The following is a 19,406-nucleotide window of genomic DNA, read 5'->3' on the forward strand; positions in this document are numbered from 1 at the left end:
GGGCCCGCACATCCTGAGAGAACTACTCAGGATGCAACTTCCTGTTCGGATTGTGGTGTTTCAAGTGTTCGGGCGATGGTGTCGAGTGAAATACCCAACACTTCCGCGACCGCGCTGATGGTGAAGAAGGCGGGTGTCGCGATGCGGCCGGTTTCGATCTTGCGCAGAGTTTCGACCGAGATACCGGCGTCGAGCGCTACCTGAACCATGCTTCGGTCCCCCCGCGCCGATCGCAGGAGTTCACCCAGTCGTAGTCCTCGTTCGAGTTCTTCCGCCGTCAGCGGCACGCGCACCATGTGCTTATAGTAATACCGGTATAGTTATTCGACAAGGAAGGTGTTCGAAATGGTCGAAATCAAGACCGCAGGGGAAATCGACGCGATGGCGGCGGCTGGGAGAATCACGGCGCAGGCTCTGGCTGCGGCGCGTGAGGCGGCAAGCGTCGGGGTGACGTTGCTCGAATTGGACGCCGTTGCCGCGGAGGTTATTTCGGCGGCCGGCGCCTCGGCGCTGTTCTTGAACTACCGGCCGGCAACGGCATCGACGCCGTTCCCAGGCGCCATCTGTGCGAGTGTGAACGATGCTGTGGTGCACGGTATCCCGAATGAGTACCGGCTTCGCGACGGTGACCTGGTCAGCATCGACTGCGGCGCGAGACTCGACGGCTGGTGCGGCGACTCCGCCATCAGCTTCACTGTCGGGCGGGGGAGTAGTGAGGATCAGGCACTGATCGACGCGACCGATGAGGCACTTGCCCGTGGCATTGCCGCTGCCCAGCCCGGAAACCGATTGGGCGACATCGGTGCCGCGATCGGACAGTACGCGCGTGGCCGCGGGTACGGCATGCTGGCCGATCACGGTGGGCACGGCATCGGCCGCGAGATGCACGAAGGCCCGGACGTGCCCAACGAAGGTCGAGCAGGCAAAGGCTTCCGGCTGCGTCCCGGCCTGGTCATCGCCATCGAACCGATGCTCATCGCCGACGGAACCGACGACTACCGGCACGACGCCGACGGGTGGACCCTTCGCACCGTTTCGGGCGCCCGGGCTGCGCACAGTGAGCACACGGTCGCGATCACCGAAGACGGTCCGGTGATCATGACCCGCTGATCAACCCGCTCAGCTCTGGTTGGAGGTCTTGCCGCTCACGAGGTCTCGTACGTCCCACACCCACACGTCGTCGACGCGCTTGGCGTCGAAGCCGACCAGTTCGTCGACCGTGTGGCGCAGGGCGTCGTCGCCGGAGAATCGGGGAAGCACCAGTACGTCGGCGTGCCAGTACCGCAGGTCGGTCAGTGCGTTCGCTCTGGTGCCCACGTCGATCAACGGGACCTTGCCGGTTTGTTTGGCATTGACCAGCAGGGTCGAGGTGGGCCGGGACTCGGCGCCGTAGATTCCGGCGCGGGTCTTCGAATCCGGGCCGACGAAGTACCCGCCGGCGATGGGGAAGCCGAAGTCGGCGTCGACCTGCCAGCTCAGTGCGCGGGCGTCTTCGGCGCTCGCGACGGGAACCGTCACCAGGGTGCCGTCGCTGACGTAGTTCTCCCACGAGCCGCTGGTGATGAATTCGGGCGTCGCAGATCGTTGATCGGCGTCGATGGGGGTCGGTATGAGAGGAATCATCGCGACGGCGAGTGTTACCAGCCAGACACCGGCAGCAGTGCGGCGCGGTCCACGAAGTTCGACGAAAGCGCGGTAGGTGCCGAGGGTGAGCAGCAGTCCGATCGCCGGAATCGCGCCCATGGCGAATCGGGATTCGAGCACCGATTCGAACAGCGGCAGGTCGGCGAGAAGTTTCCACGGCAGGGTGATGCCGGTCCTGTCGCCGTCGATGATCAGTTCGGAACCGAGCGAGAGCACACCCATGACTACGATCACGGCGGCGGCAGCGCGGGTCAGACGGATGCGCCACAGCCACACCGTGGCACCGAGGAGCAGGATCACCAGCGGCCACCCGAAGTACGCGTTCTCCTCGGTCGGGTTCATCCGGAACTCGGCGCCCTCGGGATCTCCCGCAACCGACTCGGTCGGGAACGTGGTGAGGGCAGCGGTGTCGTTGCCGGCCTGACCGTGTGAGACGCCGTCGTAGCTCGCTGGGCCGAAGAACTGCGACCACAGCGGCACTGCGGTGATCAGGAGTGTGACTGCACCGCCGATCACGAGGCCGGGCATCGCACGCTTGATCGCCTGGCGTGACTTGGCCAGGTCGGGCAGGGCGTATGCGGCGCCGAACACCATGGCCGACATCGTGAAGATGAGGAGTGGCTCTTCGCCGAGGAAGATCTGCCACGCGACGAGTAGGCCGAGAACGATTCCGTCGCGAACCGGACGCTTGCCGTTCGAGATGCGCACGACCTGCAAGAAGATGAACGGAAGGACGAAGAACGCGACGAAGTTCGGATGGCCGTTGGCGTGCGAGATCATGGCCGGTGCAAATCCGCAGAACCCCGCGCCGACGGCGGCGGCGATCTTGGAGCGGACCGAGACGCCGGTCAGCACGTGCCGCGAGAATGCCCAGTACCAGGCGATAGCGGTGCCGCCGAGGCCGGCAGTCAGTCCGATCGCATACGTGGCTGTCGGTCCGAAGATCAATGTGATCGGGGCCAGCGGGATGCTGATCCCGAACATGGCGGTATTGGCCATCAGGTTCACGCCGAGCGGGTAATTCTGCAGGTCACTGAACAGTGGGCTGCGGAACTGGGCGAGGGCGTGAGCGGTATCGGCGAAGAACCATTCCCACATGGCCTGGTCGCGGCCCGCGTTGAACAGATAGCCGGACTGCAGATCGCTCCACAGGTTGGACATCACGTAGATCGCCGCGACGGTGAACGTCGCCATGATCGCGAGGTCGACCAGACGACCGCGCTGGACGACCGAGCGCCGCACTGCTGAACGGACTCGCCCTGGACGTGCTTCTTCGAGCAGTTGGACGTCGGGCAAGGTCTCGGTCATGCAGTCGGTGCCTTTCGGTTCTGGCGCCCATCCCTGAAGTGGCAGTTCTCAGAAGTTCGGGGTGGCCTACTTAGGTCTCGATTCGATAACTTCCTCTGTCAGAGTAACGAACAAAACGGTTCGCGTCCGCGAGCGGGCGCACTCAGCGGGACAAACCGGTCCGCCCGACTTGTCCGAAAAGTAATGTTTTCGTGCACCGTTTGACGGGTTCGTGACCGGGGTATCGCAACAAGGATCTTGCTCGCGTTTGTTCAGGCAGCCCCGACGAATCCCATCCTCGACGAAGAGTTGGAACCTACGTCCGGGGCCTATACCGGATGGGATGGTGCTTGTGCATGTCGAAGACAGCAGTTCGTAGTAGCGCAGTAGGAGCAGTGGCCTTGTTGGCCGTTGTCCTGGGGGGTGGGACGGCGTCGGCAGGCGTCGACAACACCAGTTCGATCACCGACGTCAAAGGAAATCGGATAGAAGTCTTCCAGGCTGATACCGCTATCCACGTCTTTCCACCTCTCGACAGCTCACCGCTGAGTGTCGAGTTCTTCCACGACGGGGTTGCCGGCGTGAAGATCGACGGCCCGGATGCAGCAAGTTTCACCGGAACGAAGCTGACGATCGGCTATCAGATCGGTTACCCGATCGCGCTGACCGGCGCGACGGTCGTTCTCAACAGTCCTGGTCTCGACTGGGCAGTCGAGAGCGGAACGAACCTCGGGATCGGTCTGGTTCCGGATTTCGAACTGGGCCTGGATATTTCCAATGGGTTCGTCATCGGCGGCGACATCATTCCGTCGCAGGAACTGGACGTCGACCTGGCGCCGGGCGGTATCACCGACGTCGCGCTGCTCGAAGATCAGGAGTTCGACGGTCCCGAAGCCGCTGTCCGTCTGTCCGGAGTTCACGGTTACGTACAGGGAGCAATCGGGCCGGTGACCATCAGGCCGTACGCGAAGGCTGTCACGTCGAATGGCGATACCGTCGTCACTTACGGTGTACCGCAGAGGCTTTAGCGAAAGCGGATGCTCCCGCCGTCACGCTGCAACAGCGTGATGGTGGGAGTTTTCCGCGTTCCTTGTGGTCGAATCGGCGCCACGAATCGGCGAAGCGTCCGCCCAGTGGGCACTACGGGAAACACTGACGAGTTTCGCGACCAACCGTGCCGCGATCCACACGAGGTACACGGCGGTGATCAGAAGCAGAAGTGCCCAGTCGTGCGCGAAGAATCCGACTATCCCGCCGATCGTGAACGCGAGGGCGACGAAGACGACCCGTCCGCCCACGTCGGTCTCGACCAGATACTCGGGTTCGATCGGATCGTCGGGTTCACTCGATTCATCGACGTCCTCGGATGACTCGGCCCTGGACTTCTCGTGGTGTTCGGTGGGGATCTCGAGTAGCTCGCCCCATTCGAGCACCGCAACGGTGTGCGCGGTGTCGGTCGGGATCGCGCGGTAGTCGCGGGACTCGGACACGTCGATGAGAGCCCTTGCCAGAGTGAGTACTTCGATGCGATTGCGAATCGCGACGCTCAACACTTCATGGAAAGCCTGTTCGCGCCCGAACGGTTTGCCGCGCGCAATGACCAGAACATGCTCTGCGGAATCGAGAACTGCACGATGCGGTACAAGCTCGCGGCTTTGCGCAACGAGTTCGCTCACTGTCATCACCTACCCCGCCGGTGGTTGATGCGGCCGTTTGCTCGACTGCGCTTGGAGGGGCTGAGTACCCCGGCAGTTTCGGAAACAAACTCGCCGGACAGCGTGTCAGATTTGCGCAGCCGGGGCCGAGAGTGCTCCGAGGCAACTTTCGATCAGGTCGGCAACGATCACGTGAGCACGTTCGCGGCTGTCGACGCGGCCTTCCCACGTGGCAAAAGTGACGACGGTGAGCACGGTCAGAGTTCCTGCCCGAAGTTCGGCGATCTCTGCCGGTAACGAGGACGCAGCGACTATCCGCCGCTGAACTTCGCGGAAACTCTCGGCCTGCATGTGGTCACGGATAGTCGACGACATCGCCGGGTCGAAGATCGACTGCACCAGGAACCGCGCGTACAACGTGCCCTCGCGGTAGATGGTCTGTTCCGCCAACGGCAGGACGAGAGCCTCGACGAGGGCACGCATCGTCGGTGGATTCGCGTCGAGATCGATCGTGTCGAGCAACTCACGACGACGCTCACCGGCAGGTCGCATTCTGGACTCGACGACGGCCGCCAGCAAACCTTCACGTGACCCGAAGTGATACTGCGCAGCCGATTTGTTGGCCTGCCCGGCTTCGGTCTGAACATCACGAAGAGTCAGAGCGGCCAGACCTCGCTCGGCAACCAGACGCTCGGCTGCATCGATCATCGCCGCTCGGGCATCGGTTCGGGGCACGGTATGAAGCTAGGGGTGCGTCGGGGTCGCGTCAACGACCCCGACGGTAAGCCTTTTGTGACGTATCTCCTGGTTAGATTGCGTCAGAGCGGGTAACGACCACAAACGGCCCCTGCTCGGTCACGGTGAAACGAGGATCGTCGAACAGTTCCTTGGGGAACGTGACCGTGTAGCGGCGGACGTTCGGGTCGTTGGGGTAGACGTCCTCTGCCAACCGCAGCGTGTACCCGTCGGCGCCCTGGCGGAAGACGAAGGCGTCGGGGCTGCGCCACGGCGCCGAGTCCAGCGCAGCTATCAGTTCGTCAGGCGTCTTCAGTTCCGACCACTGCTCGATCAGCGCAGCGCGCGCACGGAAATCGGCGAGCGGGTTCGCGTAGTGCGACGTCAGTCCTTGAAAGCCGAAGTACGGGTAGAAGCTGAGGAAGCCGATGTCGGCAGTGAGGACCACCGTGTCATGGGGTTCGCGTCCCAACTGCTCGCGAATGATCCGGTCGATGTCGGCGTAATTGGCTTCGGCACCCGGGGGTCGCTTGTCCCCGCGCTCGCCGTTGCCGTCGGTATCGCTGTATGCCACAGCGATATCCGGCGCCAGCACCTGCGGGATGTTCTGCGCGAAGGCGATGGCTCCGATGACACCGAGTGCAACCAGTACCGCTTTGACGCGAGGATTTTCGCTGGTGGCCAGCACGATCCAACCGGCGAACTCGAAGAAACCGAACACACCGGCGGCGGCAAGGAGTCCGATCAGGACCGGCTCCAGTCGGAAACCGAGGAGCGTACTGCCGGCGACGGTGAACGTCATGGACAGCAATGCCCACAGGTACACGGCAATGACACCGATACCGAGTGCTCGGGCGCGGCGGGAGAACAGGAACCGCGAAATCAGCCAGATCGTGCCGAGTAGGCACAGTCCGCCGACGAGGGTGAAGCTCAGCATCGGGAAGGGCAGCACCGCACCGGAATCGGGGAGGTAGTGCATTGCGGTGCCGGACTCTGCGGTGGCACCGGAGAGTGCCTTCAGCAGGTACGGCGTCCAGACGGTCAGAGCCACCAGGCCGGAGATCACCGCGATCACGGCGAGCCTGACGAGGGATCCCAGTGCGGCTTTCCACGTGTTCTGGGCGCGTGCGGCAAGTACTGCGGCAACCAAGGCCATCAGAGTCACTGCGAACGCGGCGAATCCGAGATAGAGCGTGTAGACCGTTGCGGCGAGACCGAGGAACAGGCCCGTCCCGAGTATTGCGCCGGCTCCGGCAAATCGAGATGCCCCCGGCCGGTCCAATGCGCCCCACGCGAGGATCAGCACTGGCGGGATCAGGAGGTTGATGACGGCGCCGTACGCCTCGGGGGAGTTGTACGCCAACACGACGGCAGTGACGGCCAATGCCGCGACGACGGCCCAATCGCGTCGAATCAGCTTGGTCCACAACACGAGTGCAACGACGGCGACGACAGCCAACGAGCCGATCGCATAAGGCTTGAAGGCTTCCCAGCCGTCCATTCCCAGCAGGTTCGCGACGCGTCCACCGATCCAGAACCAGCCGGCCGGGTAGAACGGCGGCAGATCCACGTACGTCATGTCCTGCAGCGCAGCAGAATCCGTCAGCCGGGTCAGGTACTCGGTCCGGAACTGCTGATCGACCGAGACGCCGTGCAGATACAGACTCGTCGCGGCCAGGGGAAGTCCGAGCGTCGTGGTGACGAAGCCGGAGAGCCCGGCCCACGAGAGGAGTTTTGCGACCCGCTCGGCCTTGCGGGCGCGGAACATCAGAACCGCAACACCGACCACTGCGATGCAGAGCACCTGCAGCACCGTCGTGACTGCCTGCGTGACATTGGAAGAGGTGAACGCCGGCCACTGCACTCGGCCGAAAGCAAAGAGCCCGACAGCGGCTACAACAGCGGCGACCAGCGCTCCGAGGGCCATTTCCACCACCGTCGCCGCGGCATTACGCCACGGCGACGGGGTCGAAAGGTCTGTACTCGGAGCAGTTGTTGTTTCTGGCACGGGAGGAGCTTAAACCGGCAACTTCCGGAAGATCGGGCGCGGCACGTGGCGAAGACCCATCATGACGAAGCGCCACGGGCCGGGAGTCCAGACGATTTCCTTGCCCTTGTCCGAGGCGGCAACAGCGAGCTTCGCGACGATGTCCTTGTTGACCGTCAGCGGAGCTTCCTTGACGTGGGCACTGAACTGCGTGCGCACCATGCCGGGGCGAACGACGGTGACCTGCGGTCCGAATTCCGCGAGAGCCTCGCCGAGTCCGAGGTAGAAACCGTCGAGGCCCGCCTTGGTGGATCCGTAGACGAAGTTGGCACGCTTGACGCGCTCGCCGGCAACCGACGACATCGCGATGATCTTGCCGAAGCCCTGAGCCTTCATCTTCTCGCCGAGAAGAACACCGACCGAGACGGAAGCGGTGTAGTTGACGTTTGCCACCAGAACGGCCTTGCGCTGGTTCTGCCACAGCTCTTCGGAGTCACCGTCCAGTGCGAAGGCGACGATGGCGACGTCGACGTCACCGTTCGAGAACGCCTGGTCGATCACCTTCGGGTGCGATTCGAAATCAACGGCGTCGAAATCGATGAGCTCCACCGAGGTGGCACCCTTCGCTTCGAGCTGCTTGACCGCAGCTTCGCGTCCCGGATCGCCAGGGAGTGCCGCCAGAACGACGCGGAGCGGCGCCTTCTTCAGGTATTCCTCACAGATGGCGAGGCCGATCTCGGAGGTTCCACCGAGAAGCAAAACGGTTTGCGGGTTACCTACAGCGTTGATCACAGTTCCAGCCTTCTGGACATATCGGAGGCGAAAACGCCTGTGGGGTCGTACTTGCGGCGCGTCGCGATCCACTCGTCGATGCGCGGGTACATGGCGTGGAAGGTTTCCGCGGACGTCCGCGAGTCCTTGGCCGTGTACAGGCGTCCGCCGAATTCGAGGACACGCTTGTCGAGTTCGGTGACGAACTCGTTCAGGCCCGGCTTGATGCGGAAGTCGACGCAGATGTTCCAGCCCGGGATCGGGAAGCTCAGCGGCGCCTGATTGCCTTCGCCGAAGAGCTTGAACACGTTGAGGAACGAGTAGTGCCCGCTGCGCTGGATGTCGACGATGATCTTCTTGAACTCGTCGACGGCCTCCGGCGGAACCACGAACTGGTACTGCAGGAATCCGTTGGATCCGTACGCGCGGTTCCACTCACCGAACATGTCGAGCGGGTGGTAGAACTGCGTCAGATTCTGGACCTTGCCGCGATACTTGCCGGACTTGCGGAACCAGACCTCACCGATCGCGGTGAAGTTGAACTTGTTGGCCAGCCCGTTCGGGAAGACGTCGGGGAACGTCAGCAACTGCGGTGCGTCGAAGGCGAGCGGGTTCTTCTGCAGCTTGGCCGGAAGCTGGTCGAGCTTCGCCAGAGATCCGCGCGAGACTGCCGCACGACCGAGCTTCGGGGGCGCGGAAATCGCGTCGAACCAGGCGCTCGAATACTCGTAGTTGGCCTCGCTGCCGTCGCTGTGCAGCGCGATGGTCTCGTCGAGGCTGTTGGTGACGTCGCCGTCGGCGATGAAGTACGCCGTCTCGGTCGGTGTCATCTTGATGGTTGCCCGCAAGATGATGCCCGTCAGGCCCATGCCGCCGATCGTGGCCCAGAACAGTGCGGCCTTCGGGTCGTTGCGCCCGCCCTTGGGGGTGAGCGTGCGAACCTTGCCGTCGGCCGTCAGCAGATCCAACGACACGACGTGGTTGCCGAAGCTGCCCGCGCTGTGGTGGTTCTTGCCGTGGATATCCGAGCCGATGGCGCCGCCGATCGTGACCTGACGAGTACCCGGCAGGACCGGAACCCACAGGCCGAACGGCAGAGCAGCCTTCATCAGCTGATCCAGATTCACGCCGGCGTCGACGTCCACCAGAGCGGTGTCGCGATCGATGCGGTGAATGCGGCTGAGGGCATTCATGTCGATGACCAGGCCGCCGGCGTTCTGCGCTGGGTCACCGTACGAGCGGCCGAGGCCGCGCGCGATGACGCCGCGTCGCAGATGCGAGGGCTTGGAATCGTTCTGTTCCGCAACCTGGGCGACCGCGTTGGCGATCACTTCCACGTCGGGGGTGGACAGCACCTGTGCAGTGGTGGCGGCGGTGCGTCCCCAACCGGTGAGGGTGCGGGCTTGGGTGTGGAGAGCCGGCTGCGGCGTCTCTTCTGCTGTCGTGGACATCAAGGTAGAGGTTACCTGGGAGTAGTGCCGACGGCTCCGACTCGAGTGGTTACTCTCGTCGTCGTGCCCGAAACACCTGCAAGTCACCAGCACGAACCCCACGTCCCGCTGCCCGTCGAGATTCCTGTCACGACGGACATCGCCGACGACGCGTTGGACCTGAAAACGCAGATCGTCCGGTTCGTCGCGACGGGTGGGCTGTCGGCGGTCGTGGACTACGGGCTGTATGTGCTGCTCCTCGCGTTGGGGTTGCCGCGCGTCGCCGCAAAATCGCTGAGCTTCGTTGCGGGCACCACGACGGCGTACCTCATCAATCGTCGGTGGACGTTCAAGGCCGAGCCTTCTCGCGCCCGCTTCATCGCTGTAGTCGCGCTGTACGCGGTCACTTTTGCGGTTCAGGTCGGACTCAACGAACTGATGGTCCATGTCTTCGACGAGCATTGGTGGCGGACACCGCTGGCCTTCGTCATCGCGCAGGGCACCGCGACGGTCATCAACTTCATCGTTCAGCGGGCAGTGATCTTCAAGATCAAGTAACGGTTCGGGGTGGATTAGCGCATTCGTCCGGTTTCTCGAGAGAGAATCGAGCCCATGATCATCGTTCTCGATTCTTCGGCCCTGACCAGGGGCGCACGGTTCGACACTGCCATCGCCGACGCTCGCGCACTCGGACACCGCGTCGTCGTGCCGCGATTGGTCGTCCTCGAGGTTGCGAGTCGCTACCGCGAGGAATCGGCGGAGATGATCGCGGCCCTGAGCGTCCAGGCGCGCATGTACGACCGACTGGGGTTGCGGCGCGACCTTACGAGGTTCGTCGACGCGGCTCACGACAAGGCCGACGGCTACGTCGACGACGTGATCGAAGACCTCGTGGCGATCGGCGTCGAAGTGGTCGATCCAGTCGACGTTTCGCATCTCGAGGTGGCCGAGAGGGCGATCTCGCTGCGTCGGCCCTATACCGACAAGAAGAAGCGAGACGGATATCCGGCGACGCTGAACTGGCTGACCGTGCTCGATCTCGCCGACCGCAACCCGGGCGTCGACGTCATCTGGGTGAGCTCCGACGCACGGGTATACGGCGACGGCGAAGACGGGGTCTGGCATGGCGATCTCGCACGTGAACTGGCGTCGCGCGGCCTCGAGTATCGGGTCCGCTGGGCGTCGGACATCCCGGTGATCGACGGACCGGTGCAGGTGGAGCAGGTGGCGGAGGTCGAGGAAGCCGCTGAGGTCGCGCCCGAGGCCCCGGTTGCTCAGGGCTTCGTGGAGCCGGAAGCGGTGGTTCCAGCCGAGGTTCCCGAACCCGCGGCACCTGCAGCAGCCCCCGCCCCCAAGCCTGTTCAGCGCGCAGCGCGGACGAGAGTTGCGCCGCAGCGCATCGAACCCGCCCCGAAAGCTCAGTCCGGTGGACTGCGCGGTCTGGGCAAGGTCATCGGCGGGCGGAAACGAAAGGTCACGATCGTCGACGATCTCGACGAAGTCGACCTCTTCGGTGCCTGATCGCTTCTAATCTGGACAGATGTCTCTGTTGCCGACAGTCAGTCGTAGGACCGGAACTCGATACGGCAGGCCGAGTATCGAATCGCAGGTCCTCTACAACGCGTGTCGATGGATGCTTCGGCCCGTGGTCGGGATCGCGCCGCTGACGCCTGGCGCCATGCGCCGCGCCGCAGTGCTGGACTCGGCCGCGGGTGTACGCATTCCGTCCGGGATCGATCGGGAAGCGATTCGCTTTCCAGGTTTCGACGGTGAACTCGTGCGGACGGCAGGCTCGACGGCTGATCTGCGCGACGGTGTTGTTCTCTACCTGCACGGCGGCGGGTTCATGTGCTGCGGGCTCAACACGCATCGGCCGGTCGTTGCAAGCATCGCCAAGCGAACCGGCCTTCCGGTCCTGCACATCGCATATCGACAGTTGCCGAGCACGAGCATCAGCGGGTCCGTCGACGACTGTCTCGATGCATACCGGTGGCTCCTCGAACAGGGAGCCTTGCCGGAAAAGGTTGTCTTCGTTGGCGATTCGGCCGGAGGCTTCCTGGTTTTCGCGACGGCACTTGCAGCTGTTTCCGCGGGGCTCGAGGTTCCGGCCGGTCTTGTCGGGCTCTCACCGCTCCTCGATCTCGATTGCACCACCAAATCGGTCCATGCCAACGCTCGACGCGACGTGATCGCCCCGGTGTCGGCATTGATGGCGATCGGAAAGCTTGGCGGACAGACGAACTCACCCGTCGACGGCGATCTGGCCGCGCTGCCGCCGTCGTTGCTGATCGCCGCCGAATCCGAGGTGCTCAGAGTCGATTCGGAGGTGATGGCGCAACGGCTCGCCGCCGCGGGGGTGCCGTGCTCGCTGCAGATCTGGAACGGCCAGGTTCACGCGTTTCCCGCCGTCTGGCCTGGCTTGCCGGAGAGCCGGGCTGCGCTACGTGACGTTGCCAGGTTCATTCGCGCCAGGCTGGATGCGGTCCCGCCCCAGGTCGCGGGCGAAAGTTGTTCGGGAAGTTGAACTTCCGGTCCGGTTAGGGATTCTCGTGTCCTGACGTTGTGGTAGGTGCCATCGCGCGGGCATAGATCGATTCGAGCTCGGTTACTGCTGAACGTCGATCGACGTTGTCGGGATCGAGGCGATGTTGGAGGTTGATCCCGAGAGTGCCGGCCAGAAGGGTGACGGCAACCAACTCCGGATTGGTGACCGGGGTGTCGATCGAACGCAGGTAGTCCGCGTACAGCGTTCGCATTGCGACGTACTGCTCTGCGTAGGTCTCGCGGATGGTGGACCCGGGAATCACGGCTTCGATCAAGATGGTCGAGAAAATTCGTGCCTCGGGGTATGACATCAGTACGAAGTTGGCTTCGATCAATGCTTCGATTCCAGTCGCCGAGGATGATGCCAACTCTGCGCGTAGCTTTTCCATGCCCCACCGGAATGCGTCCTCGACGACGGCTCGTAGAAGCCCGTCCTTCGATCCGAAGTGCCAGGCCACGGACCCTCTGCTGATACCGGATCTTTCTGCCACGGCTTGTACGGACATCGCGGTCGACCCGCCTTCGGCAGCCAGTTCGGCCGCGGCTTTCACCAGTCGCCGTCTGGTTTCCTCGGAAATCTCCTGCTTGCGTGTCGACGCCATTCGGTGTTCCTGCCTTCTTTCGTTCTCGAGTGCAGCCAATTCCGGCACGCGGTGACGTCGACGCGCCCGTCGGGGCCGAGACCTGCGCACCGCACTCATGCTACGAGGCCGGCCATCGGCCGGCCGTATTCCTCTCGCGACACCCTCTTGCCTATGTTGATCGTCCAGTTCTATGCTGAGCGTCCAATAACTTAACGGAATGGGCGGACATGGAACTCATCGATCTGACTAGAACTCTCGATCCGGCCGATCGGGAATTGCTCCCCGAGGGTTTGAAGGCACTGGCTTCCGTCGTTGCCCCCTCGGTGACCTACTCGCACCCCGCAGGTGCCGGACGCGACGAGTTCGCGGCAGCACTGCAGTGCGGAGTTCATGATCTTCCGGACGGTGAGGGGTGGGGATCGGAGATGTTGAGTGAGTTCAACAGCCATCTGGGCACACACGTCGACGCGCCGTTGCACTACGGATCAACCTCGGAGGGTAAGCCTTCTCTCACGATCACAGACATCGCGTTGGATGAATTGTTCTGCGAGACAGTGGTGCTCGACCTGCGCGGCCGGTGCGAGGCGAATCAGCCGATCTCGGTGGACGCGCTGAAAGCTGCCCTGGCGGAAAACGGTGCGTCCGTTCCCCAGGGTGGTGCCGTGTTGCTCCGTACCGGACAAGAGAGCTTCACCTTGGCTGATCCAGGGTTCTTTCAGTATCCAGGGATGAGTCGCGAAGGCACGCTGTTTCTCGCCGAGCAAGGCGCGAAGGTGCTGGGCACCGACGCTGCCGGCTGGGACTTGAGCTTTGCAGTCATGGCGCAGAAATTTCGTGACACCGGGGACAACTCGGTTCTCTGGGACGGGCACCGGGCCGGACGCGAACGTGAAGTATTCATCGTTCAGCAACTGGCGAACCTCGCCGCGCTTCCGCCCTCGGGATTTCACGTGGCGTTTTTCCCGATCAAGCTTGCGCGAGCCAGCGCTGCCCCGGCTCGTGTGGTCGCGTTCGTCTGAGCAAAATTCCTGCCTCACCTAACGAACAATTCAGTGAAAGGTATTGACTCACAGTGAAACTTGCGACCGTCGAATACGAAAAGACTCAGCAGACGGCTCTGGTGACGGGCAGCGGCGAGCAACTGTTGTTACTCGAGCGAGCTCATCATGATGTGACGGGAAAACCGGCTCCAGAACTGGAAACCATGCAAACCATCATCGAAGGTGGTCCGGCGGCACGGGAGACCCTGGATCGGCTCGCAGACGAGCCGCCGGCAAGTGCAATCGTCGACGCAGGTGATGTGCGCTGGATGTCGCCGCTTCCTCAGCCGGTCCAGATCCGAGACTTCGGCTGCTTCATGGATCACTTCCGCAACGCTCGCGCCCGAATTCAAGGGGTCGCACTCGAGGACGTCGAACTGCCGAAGATCCAGTTGGAGCGCCCGCTGTATTACATAGCGAACCGATTGGCGGTGACCGGACACAAATCTGACGTCGTGTGGCCCGAGTACTCGAGCCTGCGCGATTACGAACTCGAATTCGCCTGTGTGCTGGGGCGCGGTGGAACCGACATCTCACGCGCGGATGCCCCTGCGCATATCTTCGGTTACACCATCTTCAACGATTTCAGCGCCCGCGATACTCAGCTCGAGGAGATCTCCACCGGACTCGGTCTCAGTAAGAGCAAGGACTTTTCGAACGCGAATGTCCTCGGGCCCTGGATCGTGACGGCCGACGAAGTCGGTGACCCCTACCAACTCGAGATGACCGCGAGAATCAACGGAGACGAGGTGAGCCGAGGAACCAGCGCCGACATGGACCATCGTTTCGAGGACGTGATTTCGTTCGCTTCGACTTCCACGCGGCTGTACCCGGGTGAAGTCTTCTGTTCCGGCACCGTGCCGAGTGGATGCGGCTTGGAGCACGGGCGGTTCCTGGAACCGGGAGACGTAGTCGAACTCGAGGTCACCGGCCTCGGTGTATTGAGGAATCGAGTGGTGGCGTGAGCGGCGAAGTCATGGTTCTCGGTGTCGGCGCGACTCTCTTCGGGCGGCACGCGGATACCGCGGCCTCGGAATTGGCGGGGCGTGCGGCGATCGATGCCGTCGAAGACGCGGGCCTGACCCGCGGTGACGTCGGTGCGGTCTTCTACGCGACAGTCAGCCAGAAGGCGATCGACCGGCAGCACATGATCCCAGGCCAGATTGCCTTGAGGCCATACGGTTTCGGGGGAGTCCCGGTCGTCAATGTCGAAAATGCCTGCGCCGGCGGCGCGACTGCACTCTGGCTGGCGATCGCCCACGTTCGCGCCGGTCTGTCCGAGGTCGCGTTGGCGGTCGGGGTGGACAAGCTGGTGTGCTCGGATCCGGCTCGAAGTCTGGAGGTGTTCGACGGTGCACTCGACGTTGCGCATCGCGACGAGACGCTCGCGGGCCTTGCTTCGCTGTCCGCTCCGCTGCCGGATGCACTCGGATCGCAGGGTGAGCGGTCGGTGTTCATGGAGATCTACGCTTCTCTTGCCCGGGCGCACATGGAGAGATTCGGAACCACCGAGTTCGAGCTCGCGTCCGTAGCAGCCAAAAATCATGCGCATTCCGTGCACAATCCGCGGTCGCACTTTCGCAAACTCTTCAGCGTCGAAGAGGTGCTTGCCGCAAGGCGAGTCGCGTGGCCTCTGACAGTTCCGATGTGCTCGCCCGTCAGTGACGGTGCAGCGGCGGTCATTGTGACCAGTGCGGACTTTGCTCGAAGGCACGATTCCTCTCGGCGGGCGGCGCAGGTACTCGGTTGCAGCTTGGTGTCAGGCACGGATCGGACCGCAGATGACGTGGAGAGTCACATCGGTCGCCGTGCAGCAATGAGCGCATACGAGGAAGCCGGAGTCGGGCCAGGCGATGTGGATGTGGCAGAGGTCCACGACGCCACGGCCTTCGGTGAAGTGCAGCAGGTCGAGAATCTGGGGTTCTGCCCGATCGGTGAGGGCGGCGCGTGGTCGGCGTCCGGTGCGAGTTCGTTGGGAGGCGTGCGTCCGGTCAATCCGTCAGGTGGGCTCGAGTCCCGTGGTCATCCGGTCTCGGCAACGGGACTGGCGCAGGTCTTCGAACTTGTCACGCAGTTGCGTGGACAAGCAGGGCGGCGACAAGTTCCGGGTGCTCGAATCGCGGTCGCAGAGAACGGCGGAGGTCTCTACGGCATCGAGGAAGCCGTCGCCGCGGTCACGATCTTGGGAGGGCCACGATGAACGCGGACATCATGAACGATGAACCGATGGCGCCAGGCTTGCAGGTGCAAGCGGGATATGCGGATCTGATTCTGTCGGCGCTGCGACGCCGACCAGACCACATCGCGTTTCGATTCACGGATCGGAACGGTGATCGGGCCGAGCTGACATATTGGCAGACTGCGGAACAGATCGAGCGGATTGCAGGTGTCCTCAGTAGCTTCGCTCTGCCGGACGGAGCCGGGGTCGCCCTGCTTGCGGGGCCGTGTCCTGAAGCATTCACGGTCATGGCCGCGGCGTGTCTGGCGGGCGTGCGCTACACGGCACTCCATCCGCTCGCGACCGAAGAGAACGACAGGATGGTGCTGAAAGACAGTGGTACCGATCTCCTGTTGGTTGCCGACGGACAGTTCCAGGTACGCGCCGAAGCGGCACAGACTCGAGTGATGTCACTGTCAGCCCTCGAATCAGCGTGTGAATTGGGTACGGCGGGAATAGGTTCAGGCTTAGGCGGTCAGGGTCGAGCTTTGTATCTCTTCTACACCGGTGGAACCACCGGTGAGCCGAAAGGCGTCATGCTCAGGGACCGATCCTTGGTCGCCAATGCCTGGGCCTGCACCACGTGGGAGTGGCCGGCTGAAACCACCATGCTGCTCACTACGCCGATGTCTCATGCTGCCGGTCTGCTCGTCGCACCCGGTCTGCTGCGAGGTGCAAGCTTCGAGTTGCACAGGTCGTTCGACCCGGACAGAGTTGTCGACGCCATCGAAAATGGCGGAGTCACAGCTACATTCGTGGTTCCCACGATGCTCTATGCCTTACTCGACCATCCACGCCTGTCGGATGCGAATCTGTCTGGGCTGAACTGGATGCTTTACGGTGCTGCACCCATCGACCCCACCAGGCTCGAGCAGGCAGGGGCGGTGTTCGGGCCGATCCTGAGCCAGCATTACGGTCAGGCCGAAGCCCCGAATGCGTTGACGGTACTCGATACACGTGAGCACACGGACGATCCCGCAGTTTTGGGGAGTTGTGGGCGCGCGATGCCAGGTGTCGAAGTGGTGTTGCTTGACGAGCAGGGAAACGAGACGGCGACGGGCGTACCCGGCGAGCTTTGTGTGCGAGGTCCGCTCGTGATGGACGGCTATTGGAACAAACCTGAACAAACCGCTGCAGCGCTCGCGAATGGGTGGTTGCACACCGGCGACGTTGCTCGAATCGACGAAAGTGGGCTCATCTCGATCGTCGACCGCATCAAAGACACGATCATCAGTGGTGGATTCAACGTCTACCCGCGCGAAGTCGAGGACTCACTCGGACATCATCCCGCGGTGGCAGCATGTGCGGTATTCGGTGTCCCCGATTCTCAATGGGGAGAAGCTGTTACCGCCGCAGTCGTACTGAAGACGGGATGGTCGGTCACACCCGATCAACTCATCGCGCACGTGAGATCGCACAAGGGTCCGATCTGGGCGCCCAAGGAGATTTCGATTCTGGAAGCGCTGCCGCTCACTGCTTTGGGGAAGATCGACAAGAAGGCACTCCGTGGCGCGTCACCGACCTAGTGACGCGACAACTGCCCGTGCGAGGGCGTCGGCAGATCCAGGGGCGAATGGCAGAAAGAGTTCTGGCTCGATCAATTCCACTTCCATGAGCAGTGGTTGATCCACCGGGCCCACGACGTCCACACGTGCATAAAGCAATTCGCCGGGGCCGCATGGGGTCGCGGCCAGTGCTGCGTCGGCCACCGCGAGTTCGGCGGCGGACGGTTCATGGAGGTGGTTGGTTCCACCGTGAAATTCCTGCACGCGGAAGTCGTTGGCGGCCGGGATCTTCCGGACAGCGTGCGAGTAGCGTCCGCCGATGTGGATGATCGAGCGCTCACCGTCGACGACGTCCGAGACGAATGGCTGGACCAACGCGTCGTTGCCACTCTCGAGGATCGAGCTGAGGTGAGCGTGGGCCTGCGCGGATCCCGAGGCAAACTTTCCCACTCCGACAGCGCCGGCGGACACTGCCGGCTTGACGATGACGTCGGCACCCTCGAACGAAGGGAGGGTGAGTGTTTCGCTCTGTCCGGCAGCGATCACAGCGGTGGGGACGATAGGTACGCCGGCCGCGGCAAGTTCGGTGAGGTATCCCTTGTGTGCGTTCCACTTCACGATCGAGAGTGGATTGGCGATCGGAGCGGTCAGCTGATCGAGAACGGCGAGAAATTCGTCGAGGCGCTGGGTGTAGTCCCAGGTCGACCGGATCAGAACCAGGTCGGCGTCGATATCGAGGAGGGACGGGCGCGACCACGGCGCCATCGTCGACGCGATGCCGTAGGAGGTGAGAGCTTCCATGACGAGTTTGCTTTCGACATCCGCCTCGCGGGCGGCGCCGTCACAGGTGAGCAGGAGAACCGTGGTCATGCCACGATGCTTTCACGGCTGGCGCCCTGTACGACTAGCGAGGTGGCCCCTCGTCGAGGACCAGCGACCCGGTCCCGGGTTGCCCGGTTGCGTCCACCCACGTCACCGCGACGGTGTCGCCGGGGCGGCGCGAGCTCATCGCCGCGTTGAGATCAGCGGACGACGCGATCCGGCTGCCACCGAACTCGGTGATGACCGCACCTTTGGTCAGCCCCACCCGCTCGGCGGGCGAATCGAAGCTCACGGCAACAACTTCGGCGCCGGCCGGCATGTCCGCGTGATCCTTCACCGCGACACCGAGTACGGGTGTCGGTCCCACACGCACGGTCTCGGAGGAGCGGCCACCGAGTACCTGCTCGACGATCGGTAGTGCGGTGTCGATCGGTATCGCGTAGGACTGAGGCGCCGGTGAGGTTTCGGTGCGGTCGGTGACGGCGTTGCCCGCGCTGCTGACGCCGATCAGCTCGCCAATGGCGTTGACCAGGGGGCCACCGGAATCGCCAGGCCGGATGTCCGCGTCCACCTCGATGAGGCCCTTCAACTGGTTTCGCGATCCGTCGGACACGTTGCGGGTGTTGACGGTGACACCGAGGTTGGTGATGACGCCGGGAGCAGGGACGGGTACTCCGCCGCCTTCCGCATTTCCGATTGCGGTGACGGAGTCCCCGCGAGCGGCTTCTGCTGATTTGCCGACCACAGCCACCGGCAGATCGTCAGCGCCCGCGAGTCGAAGGACGGCAAGATCGCTGACGCTGTCGTACCCGAGGATCTCGGCGTCGTAGATCAGCCCGTTGGACATGCTGACGGCAGTGACGTCCGAAGCTCCGCTGATGACGTGGTGATTCGTGAGCACCACTCCGTCAGGGGAGAGCACGATCCCGGTCCCAGCAGTGGTGGTGAATCCGGCCGGCGCCGTGATGGTGACGATGGTGGGGACCACTCGGGCCGAGAGCTCCTCCGGGGTGAGCGGAACAACCGGCGCGGGTGGGGTGGTCGTGATGACGGTGACCGGTGCGGACTCGATCGTTCCCGGAGTCAGGGGCGGTGCGACCAGCGCGAGACCACCGAGGCCGGCTGCGAGAACGACGGCCGTCCACAGGCCGCGTCTGCTCGCACGTTTGGTCATCCAGCCGTCC

General features: G+C 63.2%; 19 protein-coding genes. 9 read left to right on the forward strand and 10 right to left on the reverse strand.

Annotated features, from left to right (window positions below):
• Positions 1 to 26 precede the first annotated feature (26 nt).
• Positions 27 to 296: a helix-turn-helix domain-containing protein gene (locus RHP72_RS01350; RefSeq protein WP_003943854.1), complete on the reverse strand. Its 270-nt coding sequence runs from the start codon at positions 294 to 296 to the stop codon at positions 27 to 29.
• Between the two features lie 49 nt (positions 297 to 345).
• Here RHP72_RS01350 and map point away from each other — a divergent pair, with 49 nt between their 5' ends.
• Positions 346 to 1,110 (forward strand): type I methionyl aminopeptidase, encoded by a 765-nt coding sequence (gene map / locus RHP72_RS01355; RefSeq protein WP_030535815.1) that lies wholly within the window; start codon positions 346 to 348, stop codon positions 1,108 to 1,110.
• 9 nt (positions 1,111 to 1,119) lie between these two features.
• On the opposite strand, the gene RHP72_RS01360 is transcribed toward map, so the two are convergent.
• Entirely contained in the window at positions 1,120 to 2,952 is a 1,833-nt protein-coding gene (locus RHP72_RS01360; RefSeq protein ID WP_283377503.1) for a glycosyl transferase, read from the reverse strand.
• Positions 2,953 to 3,287: 335 nt separating this feature from the next.
• Here RHP72_RS01360 and RHP72_RS01365 point away from each other — a divergent pair, with 335 nt between their 5' ends.
• Entirely contained in the window at positions 3,288 to 3,959 is a 672-nt protein-coding gene (locus RHP72_RS01365) for an MspA family porin (protein ID WP_003943954.1), read from the forward strand.
• A 21-nt stretch (positions 3,960 to 3,980) separates the two neighbouring features.
• Here the strand turns inward: RHP72_RS01365 and RHP72_RS01370 are convergent, their stop codons facing one another.
• The 5 genes from RHP72_RS01370 to RHP72_RS01390 form a co-directional block, all read right to left on the reverse strand.
• A complete protein-coding gene (locus RHP72_RS01370; protein ID WP_202022615.1) occupies positions 3,981 to 4,613 on the reverse strand; it encodes a hypothetical protein in 633 nt (210 codons plus the stop codon).
• Positions 4,614 to 4,712: 99 nt separating this feature from the next.
• Positions 4,713 to 5,321, reverse strand: coding sequence for a TetR/AcrR family transcriptional regulator (locus RHP72_RS01375; RefSeq protein ID WP_003943927.1), 609 nt, complete (start codon positions 5,319 to 5,321; stop codon positions 4,713 to 4,715).
• A gap of 73 nt (positions 5,322 to 5,394) precedes the next feature.
• On the reverse strand, positions 5,395 to 7,248 hold the full coding sequence (locus RHP72_RS01380) for a galactan 5-O-arabinofuranosyltransferase (RefSeq protein WP_042921256.1): 1,854 nt from the start codon (positions 7,246 to 7,248) through the stop codon (positions 5,395 to 5,397).
• A 90-nt stretch (positions 7,249 to 7,338) separates the two neighbouring features.
• Positions 7,339 to 8,100, reverse strand: a complete 762-nt coding sequence (locus RHP72_RS01385; RefSeq protein ID WP_007731800.1) for a decaprenylphospho-beta-D-erythro-pentofuranosid-2-ulose 2-reductase — start codon at positions 8,098 to 8,100, stop codon at positions 7,339 to 7,341.
• Positions 8,097 to 9,530: an FAD-binding oxidoreductase gene (locus RHP72_RS01390; RefSeq protein ID WP_003943934.1), complete on the reverse strand. Its 1,434-nt coding sequence runs from the start codon at positions 9,528 to 9,530 to the stop codon at positions 8,097 to 8,099. Before RHP72_RS01390 ends, RHP72_RS01385 begins: the two co-directional genes overlap by 4 nt.
• Positions 9,531 to 9,593: 63 nt before the next feature.
• Between RHP72_RS01390 and RHP72_RS01395 the strand changes: the two genes are divergently transcribed.
• The 3 genes from RHP72_RS01395 to RHP72_RS01405 are packed head-to-tail and all read left to right on the forward strand — an operon-like array spanning position 9,594 to position 12,033.
• Entirely contained in the window at positions 9,594 to 10,067 is a 474-nt protein-coding gene (locus RHP72_RS01395) for a GtrA family protein (RefSeq protein ID WP_074447111.1), read from the forward strand.
• A gap of 54 nt (positions 10,068 to 10,121) precedes the next feature.
• A complete protein-coding gene (locus tag RHP72_RS01400; RefSeq protein WP_311094218.1) occupies positions 10,122 to 11,030 on the forward strand; it encodes a PIN domain-containing protein in 909 nt (302 codons plus the stop codon).
• A 19-nt stretch (positions 11,031 to 11,049) separates the two neighbouring features.
• Complete coding sequence (locus tag RHP72_RS01405; RefSeq protein ID WP_030535811.1) at positions 11,050 to 12,033, forward strand: alpha/beta hydrolase; 984 nt, start codon at positions 11,050 to 11,052, stop codon at positions 12,031 to 12,033.
• Positions 12,034 to 12,046: 13 nt separating this feature from the next.
• Here RHP72_RS01405 and RHP72_RS01410 read toward each other — a convergent pair whose 3' ends face one another.
• Entirely contained in the window at positions 12,047 to 12,655 is a 609-nt protein-coding gene (locus RHP72_RS01410) for a TetR/AcrR family transcriptional regulator (protein WP_158170230.1), read from the reverse strand.
• A gap of 209 nt (positions 12,656 to 12,864) precedes the next feature.
• Here RHP72_RS01410 and RHP72_RS01415 point away from each other — a divergent pair, with 209 nt between their 5' ends.
• Genes RHP72_RS01415 through RHP72_RS01430 form a run of 4 tightly spaced genes read left to right on the forward strand, consistent with a single transcriptional unit; the run spans position 12,865 to position 17,421 of the window.
• The gene (locus RHP72_RS01415) at positions 12,865 to 13,656 is read left to right on the forward strand and encodes a cyclase family protein (protein ID WP_311094219.1); all 792 of its coding nucleotides are present in this window, start codon (positions 12,865 to 12,867) and stop codon (positions 13,654 to 13,656) included.
• A 53-nt stretch (positions 13,657 to 13,709) separates the two neighbouring features.
• Positions 13,710 to 14,642, forward strand: coding sequence for a fumarylacetoacetate hydrolase family protein (locus RHP72_RS01420; protein ID WP_030535808.1), 933 nt, complete (start codon positions 13,710 to 13,712; stop codon positions 14,640 to 14,642).
• The gene (locus tag RHP72_RS01425; protein WP_030535807.1) at positions 14,639 to 15,877 is read left to right on the forward strand and encodes a thiolase family protein; all 1,239 of its coding nucleotides are present in this window, start codon (positions 14,639 to 14,641) and stop codon (positions 15,875 to 15,877) included. The genes RHP72_RS01420 and RHP72_RS01425 overlap by 4 nt, the downstream gene beginning before the upstream one ends.
• A complete protein-coding gene (locus tag RHP72_RS01430) occupies positions 15,874 to 17,421 on the forward strand; it encodes an AMP-binding protein (protein ID WP_058038043.1) in 1,548 nt (515 codons plus the stop codon). Before RHP72_RS01425 ends, RHP72_RS01430 begins: the two co-directional genes overlap by 4 nt.
• Here the strand turns inward: RHP72_RS01430 and RHP72_RS01435 are convergent.
• A complete protein-coding gene (locus RHP72_RS01435; protein WP_311094220.1) occupies positions 17,410 to 18,270 on the reverse strand; it encodes a hypothetical protein in 861 nt (286 codons plus the stop codon). The genes RHP72_RS01430 and RHP72_RS01435 overlap by 12 nt on opposite strands.
• Positions 18,271 to 18,304: 34 nt before the next feature.
• Positions 18,305 to 19,396 (reverse strand): S1C family serine protease, encoded by a 1,092-nt coding sequence (locus tag RHP72_RS01440; protein WP_064687981.1) that lies wholly within the window; start codon positions 19,394 to 19,396, stop codon positions 18,305 to 18,307.
• Positions 19,397 to 19,406 lie beyond the last annotated feature (10 nt).

Source organism: Rhodococcus sp. SG20037 (assembly GCF_031763325.1).
Classification (GTDB): domain Bacteria; phylum Actinomycetota; class Actinomycetes; order Mycobacteriales; family Mycobacteriaceae; genus Rhodococcus_F; species Rhodococcus_F qingshengii.